The organism is Ensifer sp. Root278 (assembly GCF_001429285.1).
In the GTDB taxonomy this organism is placed as follows: domain Bacteria; phylum Pseudomonadota; class Alphaproteobacteria; order Rhizobiales; family Rhizobiaceae; genus Ensifer.
This window is the reverse complement of record NZ_LMJJ01000013.1, coordinates 45,198-60,119: the sequence shown is the minus strand read 5'-3', so window position 1 is coordinate 60,119 and position 14,922 is coordinate 45,198. Positions and strand designations below refer to the sequence as shown.

Sequence of the window (14,922 nt, the reverse complement as noted above, 5' to 3'; positions counted from 1 at the left end):
CTGGCACCGAGGCAGCACGCTACGAATCTGAGGGCAGGAAGAGGAACCCGCCAGAAGAACCAAGGGAGCGAGAAATGATTCACGCCGATGACGGCTCACCTGTCCCAGGAGCAGCGATTGATGCGCGACAGTTGCCGCGCGTTCGTCGACGACGCAGTGACGCCTTTCATTCGATCGAACTGGCAGCGCGAATGGGACATGAGCCCGGGCGAGCGACTGCCGCGCTCGATCCTCGAGGGAGCCGAAACGATCGGCATCCGCACGATCGATGTCGCGCTCTACCAGGGCGAGGCATGCACGTCGACGTCACGCATACTCGTGCACGATGCGCTGCATGACGAGTTCCTCGAGCGTTTTGCACGTGCGACCGAGAAGCTGGTCGTCGGTGACGGCCTTGACCCCGCGACAGATATTGGGGCCATGGTCGATGCGAAGCACCGCGACAAGGTGCTGGCCTATCTCGATATCGCGCTGAAGGAAGGAGCCCGCCTAGTCACCCAGGGTAAACTTCCGACCGAGGAACGCCTGAAAGGCGGCTACTGGGTCGCCCCCACGGTCCTTGCCGATGTGACGCCCGACCTGCGCGCGAAGAGATGTTCGGCCCGATCGCCAGCATCATGCGGTTTTCTACCGAGGAAGAAGCAATCCGCATCGCCAATGACAGCGAGTACGGCCTGACGGCGGCAATCTGCACGACCGACGAAGCCCACGCCGGCAAGAGTGCGGCCAGGCTCGAAGCCGGCATGATCTTCGTCAACAACTACATGGCCGCGCCTTCCTCGGCTCCCCCTTCGGCGGTCAGAAGGGAAGCGGCTTTGGAAGGGAAAACGCCGCGGAAACTCTGCGGGAGTTTACGCGCTCCAAGAATGTGCGGTTCCCCTCGGGCAGAGGCACCATTCCGATCTGGCCGCCGAGGGACTGAGCTCTCCCTGAACCAGACATTGAACACGGTGACGGAGCCGGGCTTTCGGGCCCCGTCGCTCCATCGCGCGGATATTGCTGCTGCGTCAGAGCGCGCGACCGCCATCCACCTGGATGATATGACCGGTGGAAAAACCGAGCAACGTCGCACAGGCCAGGATGGCCGCAGCAATATCGTCGACCTCGCCGATGCGGGCGAGCGGGGTCGAGGCCGCGACCTTCTCATTGAAGCCCGAACCCCGCCCAGAAACGAATTGCGTGTCGACGACGCCGGGAGAAACGGCAAGCACCCTGACCTCCGGCGCCAGCACGCGGGCGAGGGGCTCGGTCATGACGTCGATACCAGCCTTGGCTGCGCAATAGGCGATATTCGACCCTATGCCGGTGAAGGCTGCGATCGACGAGATGGAGACGACGAGCCCATCGCCGGACTTTTTCAACAGAGGGGCGAAGGCCCGGATGGCTGCGAACTGGCTTCGCCAATTTACCTTGAAAATGTCGTCGATCAGTTCGTCGGTCAGTGCATCGAGATCCCGGGGGGCGATTGGCTTGGTGAAACCGGCCGCATTGACGAGGATATCGAGCCGGCCGAATTTCTGTTCGATGGTGCTGGCGAGGCCGCTAAGGGCGCTGGAATCCGTGATGTCGGCGGCGTAGCGCGCGTGACGTTCCGCGTTTGCAAAGGAAAAATGCGCCGCATCCGCGCTCAAGACGCTCTGTTCGCTCGGCGTATGGGTGATGAGAACCGTTGCGCCTGCCTCCGCAAACAGGCGCCCTGTCGCGGCGCCGATCGCACCGTTTCCGCCGATAAGGAGAACTGTCTTTCCAACCAAGGACCGCGGATACGCCATAAGGCTTGAGCCTGGAGAGGAGAGGGGCTCTCCAATGAAATCCGACACTGTTGACAACCAGCGCGCGACCGTTCGGCAGGGAACGATTGTCAGCGACTTCGCGCAGCTACCGGCCCTGTGCTGTCGCGCTCCATGAGTTCCACCGGCAACACGGTCTCCAAGGGGATATCGTCGTCTGCGCCGGAATTCATCAGGCGCAGCAAGATCGACGCGGCGGTGATGCCGGCATCGTATTGCTGGATCCTGACAGTTGTCAGCCGTGGACGCGCCAGATGGAGGAATGGCATGTCGTTGAAACCACTGACGGAAATGTCCGACGGGCAATCGAGGCCATTCTCTCGCAGAACGTCGATGCAGCCGAGCGCCAGGCGGTCGTTTGCGCAGAGCACGGCCGTGAAATCGTGCCCGGAAGCAAGCAGGTCGCGCGTGCAGCGGGCGCCTTCGTCTTCGTCGAAGCGTATGGCGGTAACGATGAGTTCCGGATCGAAGTCAATCGACATTCTCTCGGCGGCGCTGCGAAACGCCGCGAGGCGCAGCTGGCCGGTCGAGAGATCCTGCGGTCCGGCAAGATGCGCGATCCGCCGGTGGCCGAGCTTCGTCAGGTGGCGCAGCATCTCGCAGATGCCCATGTCCTCGTCATTGATGACGTAGGGGATGTTCGAACGTTCCACGCGTCTGTTCAGCGTCACCACCGAGAGACCATCCTGGGCGGCTTTGGCAATTGAGGGATCGCTTCTGAGCACCGCCGCGTGAATGAGGCCGTCGACGCCTCGGTCCCTGAGCACTTCGAGAAGACGAATTTCGCGCTCGCGTTCGCTATCGGTGTTGACGATGATCGACGCGTATCCGAGCGGTTCCAGAACGCTTTCGATTCCGCGCAGGATCGGCGGGAAGATGGGGTTGGTGATGTCGGGGATGACCACGCCGACCGTCATCGTCCTGTTGGTGCGGAGCCCGAAGGCAATGCGATTGGGGCGATAGTCCAACCGTTCCGCCGCCGCCTGGATCTTTGCCACGACTTCCGGCGTGATGCTCTTTCGCTCAGCGGGATCAAGCGCGCGCGACACGGTCGACACGTGAACGCCGGTCGCGCGCGCAATGTCCTTCAGGGTGGTTCGTTTCTTTTGCATGTATCACCTCGCTCCTCCATTTAAAATCTTGCCAGGAGTTTTGCAATCGTTCGCATGGGCGCTTGACAAAGCGCAAGCGGTACGCATAATCGCGGACGTGCAATCGTTTGCACATCCAGTTTTCGGCAAGGAGTTGAGGAGCTGCCCTGCCGTCGATCGAACACAAGGCGTGAGTGGCGTCCGGCGGAGCTGGGCGATTTGTCTTTTACTCGAATGCAAACGATTGCACGAAAACCTCTGGGAGGAGAAGAAATGGGAATCAATCGGCTGATCGCGGCAGCAACCATCAGTGTGCTTTCAGCAAGCACCGTTGCCAGCGCTGCGGAAACAATACGGATCGGAGCGTCGCTGCCGATTACCGGTGGCCTCTCGGTCAGCGGCGAGAAGCACAAGCGGGGCTACGAGCTCTGCAACAAGCTCATCAACGAAGCGGGCGGTATTCTCGGCAAGCAGGTGGAATTGATTGTCAGCGACAATCGCTCTGATCCGGCAACGGCCATCAACCAGTACGAACGCTTCATCAATGTCGACAAGGTCGATGCCGTCTACGGCACCTTCTCGAGCCGCCTGACCTTTCCGGTCGGCAACGTTCTGTCCAAGTACAACATGGTTCACCCGGTTCCCTCGGGCGGGGCGCTCCGGATCTATGCCCAGGGCTACAAGAACCTCTTCTACTTCCAGGTCAATGCCGCCGAATATACCGGCAAGGACATGATCGGCCTCCTGAAGGAGATCAAGGACCCGGCGGATGCGCCGAAGACTGTCGCGGTCGTCCACGCGGACGACTTCTTCGCAAACGCGATCGCCACCGGCCTCCTCGGCCAGAAGGTGATCGATCCGGCCAATGACAAGGAAATCGCCGACCTCGCTCCCGGTTACTTCAAGGAAGCCGGTATCGAAGTGGTAATGGAGGAAAAGTGGCCCGAAGAAGGGTTCAATGACTGGCTGAACCTTGCAAATTCGATCAAGCGCTCCGGCGCGGAAATGATCGTCGGCCTGACGGCTTCTGCGGAAGAAGCGGTTCAGCTCATGCGCGCTCTGAAGACCGTCGGTGCATCAGCGAAGCTCGTCTATCTCAGCCAGGGCGCGCAGACGGAATTCATCGAGGGTGTCGGCAAGGATGCGGCCGATGGTGTCGTCATCCACACCACCTGGCACAAGGATGTTCCCTTCAAGAGTACGCTCGCCGGAAAGCCGTTCGACAATGCGGATTTCGTGAAGGCATTCGAAGCCGAATACGGCGTCGAGCCGGATGAGGACAGCGCCATTCCCTTCGCCGTCTGCCAGGGCATCGAGCAGGCGATCGTCGGGGCCGGCACCACGGATAACGCCAAGATGGGCGAATGGCTGCACGCCCGCACAAAGGAGCAGCCGGTTCAGACGGTTCTCGGTAATTTCAGTTGGGACGATCTCGGCCTACCCGTCGACAAGGCGCACATCATGACGCAGTGGCAGGACGGCAAGCTGACCTTCGTTTACCCGACCGGTCAGTTCGAGGGCGTCGTGCCCTTCCGCTATCCCAAGTCCGGTTTCTGACCGTTTGCGAGATAGGGGAGGGCGTTCCGCCTGCGGCGCGCCCTCCCGATCGGCAGGCATCTACTACTGAGATATCTACTGAAAGGAGATCGCGCGGATGCTCGAGGTTAAGAACCTGTGCAAGCACTACGGCGGAATTCGCGCCGTGGATGGCGCAAGCTTCACGGTCGAGAAAGGCTCGATCACGGCACTCATCGGCCCGAACGGCGCCGGCAAGACCACGGCCTTCAATTGCATCAGTCGCACCGTCGTTCCGACTTCCGGCGAGGTCTGGCTGGACGGAGAGCGGATCGACAATCTGCGCCCGCACAAGATCACCGCAAAGGGTCTTAGCCGCACGTTCCAGATCTCACGCAATCTCGCCGACATGACGGTGCTGGAAAACGTGATCGTCCAGGCGCGCTGCCGCGGGTTCACGGAGCTGTTTCGGCCCGCAATCTCGGCGGATGAGCGGGACAAGGCGATGTCGATCCTCGATTTCCTCGGGATCACCCGCATTGCCTACGAGGACGGGCACAACCTGTCCTACGGCCAGAAGAAACTGATGGATCTGGCCGCGCTGCTGATGGCCGATCCCAAGATCATTCTGCTGGACGAGCCGGCCGGCGGCGTCAATCCGACGCTGCTCGAGGAGATCGTTGGCCACATCAAGGCGCTCAATGCCAAGGGGCTGACGGTCCTCATCGTCGAACACAACATGGACCTGATCATGCGGCTTTCGCACCGCGTCGTCGTCATGGCGCATGGGCGGGTGATCTGCGACGGCACGCCCGATGTGGTGCGTCGCGATCCGCATGTGCTCGAAGCCTATCTGGGCGGCGTACTGGAAGAGGAAGCGGCCTGATGAGCGAACTTTTGCAAGTCACCAACATCACTGCCGGCTACGGCGACGGCCCTGCCATACTTGATGGCGCCCGTCTGACGGTCGAGCCTGGCAAGGTCCACTGCATCATCGGCCCAAACGGCGCCGGCAAGTCCACGCTGTTGAAGGCGATCTGCGGCATGCTGACGATCCGCAAGGGCGATGTCGTCTTCAAGGGCGAGCGTCTGAACGGGCTACGCCCGGACCAGATCCTTCGCAAAGGCATCTGTTTCGTGCCGCAGGAACGCGCGCTGTTTCCGAAGATGACGGTGCGCGAAAACCTGCGCATGGGCGGATACGTGCTCGACGACACGAAACTGCGCGACCGCCGCATCGACGAAATCCTCGAGCGCTTCCCGGTCTTGCGCGAACGGGCCGATCAGCATGCCGGAACCATGTCGGGTGGCCAGCAGCAGACGCTTGCCATGGCGCGGACGCTGATCGTCAAGCCGGACATCGTCATGCTGGATGAACCCTCCCTCGGACTCGCGCCGAAGGTGGTCCAGGAGATGTTCGACATCATGAAGATGATGTCGAAGGAGGGCGTCACGGTGCTGCTCGTCGAGCAGAACGCGATGATGGGCCTCAAGAATTCCGACTGGGGCGTTGTCCTCGACCTCGGCCGCACCCTCTTCGAAGGGCCGGCCGAAGCGGTACTGGCGGACCCGCGCATCCAGGAACTTTACCTCGGCGGCCGCAAGGTCGCGTAGCGGAGGACATGATGACAGACATTCTTCAGATACTGATACTCGGCCTCGCCCTTGGCGGCGTGATCGCGCTGATGGGATCCGGTCTTTCGCTGGTCTTTGGCGTCATGCGCATCGTCAACCTGGCACACCCCTCACTGATCATCTGCGGCGCCTATGTTAGTTACTGGGCATTCAAGCTTTGGGGTCTCGACCCGATCGCGACGTTGCCGATCGCGGCACTGATCATGGCTGCAATCGGCGTGCTTCTCTACCGCCTCATGTTCGAAAGCCAGGCAAAAAGCGCGCGCTACTCGGAAATGACAGTGCTTTTGACCTTCGCACTGGCCATGATCGTCGAAGGTTTCCTCGGTGCCGCCTTCACCAACACCCAGCGCGTGACTTCGCCCGATTACGCGACGGATGCCTTCTTCATCGGCAGCCTGTTCATTCCGAAGGGGCAGTTCTATGCCGGGGTAGTGTCGCTGGCGATCATCGGTGCGCTGACGCTGTTCCTCAACTACTCGCGGCTTGGCTACGCCATCCGCGCAACGACCCAGAACCGTGAGGCTGCCGAGCTTCTCGGCGTCAATGTCAACCTGATCAGCATGGTGGCCTTCGCGATCGGGATCGGGCTTGCCGGCGCTGCAGGCTCTTTGGTGAGCTTCGTCTTCAGCTTCTTCCCCGCCAAGCAGTGGGAATGGATCGCGATGCTGATGTCGGTCGTCGTCCTCGGCGGCATGGGCAGCGTGCTCGGCACCGTCGTCGCCTCGCTCCTTCTTTCGGTCGTCGCCGCCTTCGTCGGCACCTGGGTGGGCGCCACCTGGTCGACAATGACCTTCTTTCTCGCACTCTTCGTCATCCTGCTGATCCGTCCCCAGGGGCTGTTCGGCGAAAAACCGGAGTTGGCATAATGGCCGCAAACCTGCAACAAGCCGACGCGAGCTCGGTGCTCGAGGCCCGTCGCATTCACAATCAGAAGCTTGCGCGCCAGCATGACCAGACCCGCGCCACATGGTTTCCCGTGGCCGTGCTCGGTGTCCTGCTCGCCCTGCCGCTCCTGCAGCTGACCGGCAACTACAACTACCTGCTGCATCTCGTGCTGTTCACCGCCTCCTATGCGGTCATGGCCAGCGGCTGGAACATCATCGGCGGCTTCGCCGGCTACATCTCGCTCGGACACGCGGTCTTCTTCGCGATCGGCGGCTATTTCTCAGGCGTGCTCCTGGCGCGATACGGGATCTCATCGCTGCTGACGGCACCGCTCGCCGGGCTGGTGGCTGCCGTCTGCGGTTATCTCATCGGCCTCATCACGCTGAAGGTTCGCGGCCCGAGCTTCATCATCTCCTCCATCGCGCTCCTGATGATCGCCCGTATCCTGTTCGATCACTGGGAGTTCATCGGCGGCGCCAATGGCTTGTCGCTGCCGGTTACCGACCTGCCGGTCGAGACTGCCAAACTGCCCTATTACTATGCCTTTGTGCTGATGGCTGCCTTCACCGTATGGGCGACCTATCGCATCAAGCATTCCAAGTTCGGGCTCGGCCTGCGCGCGCTCTCCAAGGACGAGGTCAAGGCGGAGAGCGCCGGCATCAACACCCGATTCTACAAGGTCCTTGCCTTCGCGTTGTCGGCATTCTTCGTCGGCATGGCGGGTGCTGTCTGGGGCGAATACCTCACCTATCTCCGGCCGAACATCTTCCTGATCATCCTCGTTTCGGCAAACCTGGTGCTGATGTGCATCCTCGGCGGCAAGGGCACGATTGCCGGGCCTGTCGTGGGTGCGATTCTGATCGTCGCCTTCAACGAAATCTTCGTGGCGACGCTCGGCGCGTCCGAGATCAACATCATGGCGACCGGTTTCGTCATGGTCCTGGGACTGATGTTCTTCCCCAACGGCGTGATCGGGACGCTGGCCCGCAAGGGCAAGCTGCCCCGCGTCCTCAACTGGGATTGATGGAGGCGACCATGCAGGACTTCATTCTCTACAACGCTCCTCAATCGACGTGCAGCCAACGGGTGCGATACGTTCTGCACGCGAAGGGCCTCGCATTCGAGGAGCACAAGCTCGATCTGTTCACCGGCGATCAGCTGAAACCCGAATACCTCGCGATCAATCCGAACGGGGTGGTGCCTTCGCTCGTTCACCAGGGCCGTGCGGTCACCGACTCCGCCGTCATCATGGATTATCTCGAGGACATTCTCCCAGGTGCGTTTCGACCATGGGACGCCTTCGAAGCGGCGAAGATGCGGGCGATGATGCGCTTCATCGACGAAGTACCGACGCCGGCGATCCGGGTGCCTTCCTACAACCTCGCCTTCCTGCCGCACTACCAGGCGATGACGGCAGAGGAGTTCCAGGCGGTCTGTGACGCAAAGCCGCTTCGTCGCGAGTTCCTGATGAAGATGGGGCGCACCGGCTTCCCGGAGCAGGAAATGAACGAAGCGCTCGGCCGCCTGCAACGCGGTGTTCAGCGCATGGCGAGCTGGCTTTCCGACAATGGCGGACCGTGGATCATGGGCGATAAGATGACGCTGGCGGATATCGCGATCATGCCGGTGATCGTCCGGATGGACGATATCGGTCTCTCCTCGATGTGGGCGGATGCGCCGGCGATCCAGCGTTGGCTCGAAGCCATCCGCGCAACCGACGCGTTCACCGAGACCTACTACTACGGGTCGCTGCTGACCGAAAAATACCCGCACCTGAGGTCGGCGAAGCCCGAACTTCGGGTCTCCTAGTCAGGCCAGTGATGCGGAAAGGAGAACAGGATGAACAGCCATATCAGCCCCGAAGTAAAAACTGATCTCGAAGGAAACCGACGTCGCGCCGACGGTGCTTGCCGCCATGTCGCACGGAGACGATCCGCGGCTCAAACAGCTCATGGATGCGATGGTCAGCCATCTGCATGCATTTCTGCTGGAGACGCGTCCGACAGAGGCAGAGTTCGAATACGCCCTGCGCTGGATCACGGCGCTCGGACAGGCGACCAACGAGGCCCACAACGAACGGTGCTTGCCGCCGACGTGCTCGGCGCATCGACGCTCATCGATCTGATCAACATCGACGGGACGCAGGGCGAGACGCTGTCGGCGCTTCTCGGGCCTTTCTATCGCGGTGGCGCGCCGAAATGTGTGAACGGCGACTGCATCGCGCGCTCCGATACGCCTGAGCCTAAGCTCTATTTCACGGGTCGTGTGACGGATCCCGCCGGTCGGCCCGTCGAGGGGGCAACCCTCGATGTCTGGCAGGCGTCCCCAGTCGGGCTCTACGAGAACCAGGACGAGACGCAGGACGACTTCAACCTTCGCGGCCGGCTCACGACGGATAGCGATGGAAACTTTCATTTCGTGTCCGTGAAACCGGCAGGCTATCCGGTTCCAACCGGTGGCCCGGTCGGCGACCTCCTGCGGGCACAGAAGCGGGCGCCGATGCGTCCGGCCCACATCCACTTCATCGTCTCGGCACCCAGCTACAAGACTCTCGTCACCCAGATCTTTTCCGACAGTCACGAAGCCCTGCTAACCGACGTTGTTTTCGGCGCGAAACAGCAGATTGTCGGGAAATTCTTCCGGCACGACAGTCCGGACTCCGGATTTCCGGGCGCCCAGGCGCCATTCTACAGCTGCAACTATCACTTCAAACTGGTGGAGGGCCAATCGATCCTGCCGGTGCCTCCGATCTCCGGAAAGAAGGTGGTGGCGCATCATGGCTGACGGATCAAATGGATCATTCCTTGGGAAGGAGAGTCTGTGATGCAGCAGAACGTCATCATTACCTGTGCGGTCACGGGTAACCTCACGACCCGGGAGAACACCCCCGCACTTCCCGTCACGCCCGAGGAGATCGCCAATTCCTGCCTGGAAGCGGCCGATGCCGGTGCGGCGATCGCGCATATTCACGTGCGGGACCCGGTTACGGCGAAGCCCTCCATGGAGCTTGGATACTACCGCGAGGTCGTCGAGCGCATACGGGCCAAAAACACGGCGCTGATCCTCAACGTGACGACCGGGCCGGGCGGACGCTATCACCCGAGCGACGAGAACCCGGCGGTCGCCGGACCGCGAACCACGCTGATGCGGCCGGAAAAGCGGGTCGAGCACATCGTCGCGCTGAAACCGGACATCGCCACGCTCGATCTCAACACCATGACCTTCGGGTCGGAAGTCGTGATCAACACGCCGGCCAACGTAAAGATCATGGCCGACATCATCAACGAGGCGGGTTCCAAGCCGGAGCTCGAGGTCTTCGATACCGGGCATATCCAGCTCGCACAGGACCTTTTGAAAGCGGGCGTGCTGAAGTCGCCGGCGATGTTCACGATCGTGACCGGCGTCAAGTACGGCTTCCCGTCGACCACCGACGTCATGGCGACCGCCGCCCGAATGCTGCCCGGCGACGCCGTCTGGACCGGGTTCGGTGTCGGTCGAATGTCGTTCCCGATGGCCGTCCAGGCCTATCTGCTCGGCGGTCACGTTCGCGTTGGCCTGGAGGACAACTCCTACATCGCCAAGGGCGTGCTCGCCAAAGGCAATGGCGAACTGGTCGAACGGGCAAGAGACCTGATCGAGAAGCTCGGCGGAAGGATCGCCGAGCCTTCCCAGGCCCGTGAGATCCTCGGACTGCGCGCATAAGCATCGACATCTCCAAGGAGGCATAGAATGAACATTCAGGTGGACGCCAAGATCGCCCGGGCATTGAGGGTGACGGAAAAATCCCCCGATCTCGACAATCTCAAGATCGACGTCGTCGACGTTGCAGTGCCGCGACCGGGACCGGGCCAGGTGCTGGTGGAGATCATGGCGGCAGGGGTAAACCCCAGCGACGTGAAAGCATCCCTCGGACATATGCCGCACGCCGTCTGGCCACGCACGCCCGGTCGCGATTTCGGCGGCATAGTGCGCGAAGGACCGTCATCGATGATTGGCATGGAGATCTGGGGTGGCGGCGGCGAGCTCGGCATCACCCAGGACGGCAGCCACGCCAAATGGATGGTGCTCGATCAGAAGGCCGTGCGTGCCAAGCCCGCGAATTTCACGATGCAGGAAGCAGGCTCGATCGGCGTGCCCTTCATCACGGCCCATGAGGGCCTGCGCGAAGCCGGCGGCGTGCAGCCGACGGATGTCGTGCTCGTCTGCGGCGGCAATGGCAAGGTCGGGCAGGCGGTCATCCAGCTGGCGACCATGGCGGGGGCCAAGGTCTTTGCGGTCGAATACAACGAGCAGCCGCTGCTGGCGCATAGCAACGCGCCCGTCGAGATGCTGAACAGCGCCAAGGATGATGTCGCCGCGATCGTGCGCGAGAAGACCGGCGGCCACGGCGCCGACATCGTCTTCAATACGGTCGGCAGCCCCTATTTCGAAATCGCCAACAACGCGATGGCGAAGCAGGCTCGACAGGTGTTCATCTCCACCTTCGATCGCGCAGTGCCTTTCGATATCTTCAACTTCTTCCGAGGCCGCCACAAATATATCGGCATCGACACGCTGGCACTGTCTTCCGTCGAGGGCGCGCGCATCTTCGACAGGCTCAAACCGAAGTTCGAAGAGGGCAAGCTCAAGCCGTTCCCCATCAATCCGGCGACCGTCTACGGCCTCTCCGATGCCGCCAAGGCCTATGCTTCGGTGTTGCGCGGCACGCCCGAGCGCGTGCTGCTGGTACCTTAAGGAGCGGGCGATGCAGGTGACACGCTATGGCGGCGCCAAGCCATACGAGGCGGCAGAGCATTACGGCATGCATTGTCTGCGGCTTCAGGGAAAGGAGGCGACGACGACCGATACGATCTGGATCGGCCTGTCGCACCTCCTGCCTGGCGGCCATACGTCGCTGAAAGACGCCACGGTCGAAAAGATCTACATCGTCGTTGCGGGCGAGGTGACGGTCGAAACCGGCACCGAGAGCGCCACGCTCGGCTTTCTCGACAGTTGCCGGCTGGCACCCGGCGAGGCGCGCGCGCTCGTCAACCGCACCAATGCGCCGGCGTCCATCCTGCTCGCCATGCCGACCTGAGAGCGTCGCCGAAGACTGGTGGAGAGCATTGATGGGGTCATCGGGTCGGTACAGGCTGGGGGTGCGTGAGCCACGCATCCCCAGCGACGGTCGAGCGCCGGGAGCAATGGTGATCGGTGACGTCGGCTCGATGAACGTGTCAGCATACGGGAGGACGTGCATGGTGCAGAGTGAAAACCGGTTGGCCAGCGTCGTCGAGCACTGGCTCCCGCGCATGGAGGTTGCCGGGATACCGTCGGTGACGGCGCGCGCGGTGATCGAGCGCGCCGGAGTATGGCAAAAATGGCTTTCGACTTGGAGCGAAGAGGGCGAGCGTCAGGCCGAACTCGGCGATATGGCTCTTGCTGTCGGTCGCCACTTAACAGCGGGCGAGGCCTATGCCCGCGCGAGCCTTTTCTATCATTTCGGACAGTTCATGGCGTTCGAAGACCTTGAAGCCAAGGCGAGGGCAGCCGCTCGGAAGGTGCAACTCTACCACCTCGCCGCTCCCTTGCTCGATCCGCCGGCTGAGATGATCGCTGTACCGTTCGAAGGCGGGGTCCTGCAGGCGTCCCTGCGGATCCCGAAGGGAGAAAGCCGCTATCCGCTGGCGCTGATCATCCCCGGCTCGGATTCGACCAAGGAGGAGTTTCCGGCATTCGAGCGGCATTTCCATGCCCGCGGTGTTGCCACCATGTCTCTCGACGGTCCCGGGCAGGGCGAGGGGCGTTCGATGGGAGCGTTGCGCCCGGATATCGGTCCGGCCGTTCAGGCGGCAATCACGTCGGTAGAAGCGCATCCGAGACTTTCGGGAAAGGTCGCCCTCGTCGGCATGGCCTTCGGCGGTTTTCTCGCCCTGCGTGCGGCTGCGTCGGTCCCGACCGTGGCTGGCATCGTCTCCATCAACGGCTTCTTCGATCTCGGCGGGTTCTGGGGCGAACTCCCGCAAGTCTATCGAGACAACATGCGCTTCTCACTTGGCGGCGAGAACGTCCGCGAGCGCGCGGATTGCTTTACGCTTAGGGGCTGCGCTCCGCCAACTGTGCCGGCTCTCATTCTTCACGGCGGCCGTGACAGGATCTTCCCATCCTCCGAAGCGGCGAAGTGTGCCGACATCTGCTCTCGTGGAGCCGGGCTACACATATTCGAGGAGGGCAACCACGTCTGCAACAACATCCCTTGGCTCTATCGCCCGCTCGTCGCCGATTGGGTGGCGGAGCGTTTGAGCGGGCAATAGCCGCAAGGTCTGTTATTATGGCCGTCTCGGCTGGCCCGGCCGGGGCGCCCGACCAAAGCACGCCGCTTGGGCGGTCGCTTTACGCGGACGGCCATTCCTCACAAAGCGCAATCAGTGCCGTCGGCGAAAGCTTGTCGAGCGCGAGGTCGGGCAAAAGGTCGTTGTCGCCCACGAGATTGCGGCCCATCGCCGCCGAGAACAGGCTGGCCTCGAGCAACGATGCGGGTTGGCCGACGATGCGGCAGAGAAGGCTGGTCAGCTTGCTGACGGCCGGTCAGAAGCGTCATGCCCCAGACGTTGATGGGTAAGCTTACGCCCTCCGTGCCAGCCGCCGCGGCAGATAGAGCGTACCGAAGGAGCTGTGCGAACTGATAATGACCGGCCTTGGCGAGGAAAGGCGCCATGTCGCAAGCGATCGCACCCGCGCCGAGAACACCGAGACGCATAAACCCCTCCCTGCAATCGCTTCCGTCGCTCTCGCAGATCGGCCCTCACGGTCATTGAAACGGACCAAGAGCCGATGTGTCCCGTTAGGAGCCGGCTGATCGGATTTTCTACGAACGGCTCCAACAAAGAAACTTGTCTTTTGTCACTAGCGCATAGAATGCGTTTTATGCAGTATGAGTCAGTCATAATGCATGGAGCGCATGATAATCCATGGAAGTTCGCGATCTCGAGGCCTTTCTCGCAGTCATGTCGACAGGCAGCATCACCGGCGCCGCCCGCATGCTTGACCGATCGCAGTCGCAGGTGACGCGGCTTATTCAGGATCTGGAAACGTCGCTTGGATTTGCGCTGTTCGAGCGAAATGGACCTAAGATCTCCCCGACCGACAAGGGGATTGCCTTCCACGAAGATGCCGAACGCTTTCTCAGCGGCATCGGCCACCTGCGCAATCGAGCCAAGGCGATTGCCGGCAAGGAACCCGAGCCGATCGAGATCGCCGCAACGCCGGCTTTTGCGAGTGGCATCATCCCGATCGCGCTTGCGGAACTACCCGAGCATTTTCTGCCGCACACAATCCAGCTTCGCAGCATGCCGGCGGAAGCGGCCGTGCAGTCGGTGCTCGCGCGCACTGCGGATTTCTGCGTGACCTCTCTGCCGGCCGATCAGCCGGGGCTTGAAGTGCAGGGGTTTTTCGAGGGGCGCTGCGTGGCCGCGGTAGCGCCGCATGATCCTCTGGCTGCGAAGGACGTGATTTCGATCGCGGACCTCGCCGGACGCACCCTCATAACCATGGCCAATCCGTTTCGTTTGCGCCGCCGTGTCGATGAAGCACTGGAGGCGGCCAGCGTGCGGCCCAATCGCGTCATCGCGACCAATGCGGCCAACAATGCCGTGCAGATCGCATCGCTCGGGCTCGGCGTCGCGATCATCGAGCCAGCGACGGCCTATGGCCTGCAATCGGCGCCCGTCGCAGTTCGCCCGCTTGATGTCGAGATTCCCTTCCTTTGGGCGATCCTGTCGGCGGCCTCGCGCCCGCTCTCGGCCGGCGTCCAGGAACTGGTTCAACGCATCGCGCGGATCGCATCGGAGCGCATGCCGGATTTCACCGTCCACGATCCGCGACAGATGGCGCGCATCGCCGAAAAGACCTTCGCCGGCCGAAATGCCGGCGATGGCACGCTGTCGGACAACCGGCAGCGAAATAAAGGGGAGCAAAAGCTCGACACGCCCGAGAACGAAAACTGAGCTCGTAAAATGAGGAGA

16 protein-coding genes are annotated in these 14,922 nt (G+C 61.9%); 13 read left to right on the top strand and 3 right to left on the bottom strand.

Annotated elements, in window-relative coordinates:
• Window positions 1–120 precede the first annotated feature (120 nt).
• Window positions 121–678, top strand: coding sequence for an aldehyde dehydrogenase family protein (locus ASE60_RS13915; protein WP_057251157.1), 558 nt, complete (start codon window positions 121–123; stop codon window positions 676–678).
• A 329-nt stretch (window positions 679–1,007) separates the two neighbouring features.
• On the opposite strand, the gene ASE60_RS13910 is transcribed toward ASE60_RS13915, so the two are convergent.
• Window positions 1,008–1,754: an SDR family oxidoreductase gene (locus ASE60_RS13910; RefSeq protein ID WP_244495607.1), complete on the bottom strand. Its 747-nt coding sequence runs from the start codon at window positions 1,752–1,754 to the stop codon at window positions 1,008–1,010.
• 107 nt (window positions 1,755–1,861) lie between these two features.
• Window positions 1,862–2,902, bottom strand: coding sequence for a LacI family DNA-binding transcriptional regulator (locus ASE60_RS13905; RefSeq protein WP_057251155.1), 1,041 nt, complete (start codon window positions 2,900–2,902; stop codon window positions 1,862–1,864).
• Between the two features lie 252 nt (window positions 2,903–3,154).
• On the opposite strand from ASE60_RS13905, the gene ASE60_RS13900 reads away from it, so the two are divergent.
• From ASE60_RS13900 to ASE60_RS13850, 11 genes are all read left to right on the top strand, one after another.
• Window positions 3,155–4,438 carry an amino acid ABC transporter substrate-binding protein gene (locus tag ASE60_RS13900; protein WP_057251154.1) on the top strand — a complete coding sequence of 428 codons (1,284 nt, stop codon included), beginning with the start codon at window positions 3,155–3,157 and terminating at the stop codon, window positions 4,436–4,438.
• 97 nt (window positions 4,439–4,535) lie between these two features.
• Window positions 4,536–5,282, top strand: coding sequence for an ABC transporter ATP-binding protein (locus ASE60_RS13895; RefSeq protein ID WP_057251153.1), 747 nt, complete (start codon window positions 4,536–4,538; stop codon window positions 5,280–5,282).
• Complete coding sequence (locus tag ASE60_RS13890) at window positions 5,282–6,010, top strand: ABC transporter ATP-binding protein (protein WP_057251152.1); 729 nt, start codon at window positions 5,282–5,284, stop codon at window positions 6,008–6,010. Before ASE60_RS13895 ends, ASE60_RS13890 begins: the two co-directional genes overlap by 1 nt.
• An 11-nt stretch (window positions 6,011–6,021) precedes the next feature.
• Entirely contained in the window at window positions 6,022–6,900 is an 879-nt protein-coding gene (locus ASE60_RS13885) for a branched-chain amino acid ABC transporter permease (protein ID WP_057251151.1), read from the top strand.
• On the top strand, window positions 6,900–7,943 hold the full coding sequence (locus tag ASE60_RS13880) for a branched-chain amino acid ABC transporter permease (protein WP_057251150.1): 1,044 nt from the start codon (window positions 6,900–6,902) through the stop codon (window positions 7,941–7,943). Before ASE60_RS13885 ends, ASE60_RS13880 begins: the two co-directional genes overlap by 1 nt.
• 11 nt (window positions 7,944–7,954) lie before the next feature.
• Window positions 7,955–8,728, top strand: a complete 774-nt coding sequence (locus ASE60_RS13875) for a glutathione S-transferase family protein (RefSeq protein ID WP_057251188.1) — start codon at window positions 7,955–7,957, stop codon at window positions 8,726–8,728.
• A 270-nt stretch (window positions 8,729–8,998) separates the two neighbouring features.
• Complete coding sequence (locus ASE60_RS13870) at window positions 8,999–9,703, top strand: catechol 1,2-dioxygenase (RefSeq protein ID WP_200964176.1); 705 nt, start codon at window positions 8,999–9,001, stop codon at window positions 9,701–9,703.
• Between the two features lie 39 nt (window positions 9,704–9,742).
• Window positions 9,743–10,621 carry a 3-keto-5-aminohexanoate cleavage protein gene (locus ASE60_RS13865; RefSeq protein WP_057251149.1) on the top strand — a complete coding sequence of 293 codons (879 nt, stop codon included), beginning with the start codon at window positions 9,743–9,745 and terminating at the stop codon, window positions 10,619–10,621.
• Window positions 10,622–10,648: 27 nt separating this feature from the next.
• Window positions 10,649–11,653, top strand: a complete 1,005-nt coding sequence (locus ASE60_RS13860; protein ID WP_057251148.1) for a zinc-binding alcohol dehydrogenase family protein — start codon at window positions 10,649–10,651, stop codon at window positions 11,651–11,653.
• Between the two features lie 10 nt (window positions 11,654–11,663).
• Window positions 11,664–11,996, top strand: a complete 333-nt coding sequence (locus tag ASE60_RS13855) for a cupin domain-containing protein (RefSeq protein WP_057251147.1) — start codon at window positions 11,664–11,666, stop codon at window positions 11,994–11,996.
• 160 nt (window positions 11,997–12,156) lie between these two features.
• A complete protein-coding gene (locus tag ASE60_RS13850) occupies window positions 12,157–13,212 on the top strand; it encodes an alpha/beta fold hydrolase (RefSeq protein WP_057251146.1) in 1,056 nt (351 codons plus the stop codon).
• Between the two features lie 79 nt (window positions 13,213–13,291).
• On the opposite strand, the gene ASE60_RS34575 is transcribed toward ASE60_RS13850, so the two are convergent.
• On the bottom strand, window positions 13,292–13,429 hold the full coding sequence (locus ASE60_RS34575) for a hypothetical protein (protein ID WP_156414639.1): 138 nt from the start codon (window positions 13,427–13,429) through the stop codon (window positions 13,292–13,294).
• A 440-nt stretch (window positions 13,430–13,869) separates the two neighbouring features.
• On the opposite strand from ASE60_RS34575, the gene ASE60_RS13845 reads away from it, so the two are divergent.
• Window positions 13,870–14,904: a LysR family transcriptional regulator gene (locus tag ASE60_RS13845; RefSeq protein ID WP_082615842.1), complete on the top strand. Its 1,035-nt coding sequence runs from the start codon at window positions 13,870–13,872 to the stop codon at window positions 14,902–14,904.
• Window positions 14,905–14,922 lie beyond the last annotated feature (18 nt).

Coding starts and splice junctions, on each gene's coding strand:
- ASE60_RS13915 (WP_057251157.1), top strand. CDS start 121: ATGCGCGACAGTTGCCGCGCGTTCGTCGACGACGCAGTGACGCCTTTC.
- ASE60_RS13905 (WP_057251155.1), bottom strand. CDS start 2,902: ATGCAAAAGAAACGAACCACCCTGAAGGACATTGCGCGCGCGACCGGC.
- ASE60_RS13900 (WP_057251154.1), top strand. CDS start 3,155: ATGGGAATCAATCGGCTGATCGCGGCAGCAACCATCAGTGTGCTTTCA.
- ASE60_RS13895 (WP_057251153.1), top strand. CDS start 4,536: ATGCTCGAGGTTAAGAACCTGTGCAAGCACTACGGCGGAATTCGCGCC.
- ASE60_RS13890 (WP_057251152.1), top strand. CDS start 5,282: ATGAGCGAACTTTTGCAAGTCACCAACATCACTGCCGGCTACGGCGAC.
- ASE60_RS13885 (WP_057251151.1), top strand. CDS start 6,022: ATGACAGACATTCTTCAGATACTGATACTCGGCCTCGCCCTTGGCGGC.
- ASE60_RS13880 (WP_057251150.1), top strand. CDS start 6,900: ATGGCCGCAAACCTGCAACAAGCCGACGCGAGCTCGGTGCTCGAGGCC.
- ASE60_RS13875 (WP_057251188.1), top strand. CDS start 7,955: ATGCAGGACTTCATTCTCTACAACGCTCCTCAATCGACGTGCAGCCAA.
- ASE60_RS13865 (WP_057251149.1), top strand. CDS start 9,743: ATGCAGCAGAACGTCATCATTACCTGTGCGGTCACGGGTAACCTCACG.
- ASE60_RS13860 (WP_057251148.1), top strand. CDS start 10,649: ATGAACATTCAGGTGGACGCCAAGATCGCCCGGGCATTGAGGGTGACG.
- ASE60_RS13855 (WP_057251147.1), top strand. CDS start 11,664: ATGCAGGTGACACGCTATGGCGGCGCCAAGCCATACGAGGCGGCAGAG.
- ASE60_RS13850 (WP_057251146.1), top strand. CDS start 12,157: ATGGTGCAGAGTGAAAACCGGTTGGCCAGCGTCGTCGAGCACTGGCTC.
- ASE60_RS13845 (WP_082615842.1), top strand. CDS start 13,870: ATGGAAGTTCGCGATCTCGAGGCCTTTCTCGCAGTCATGTCGACAGGC.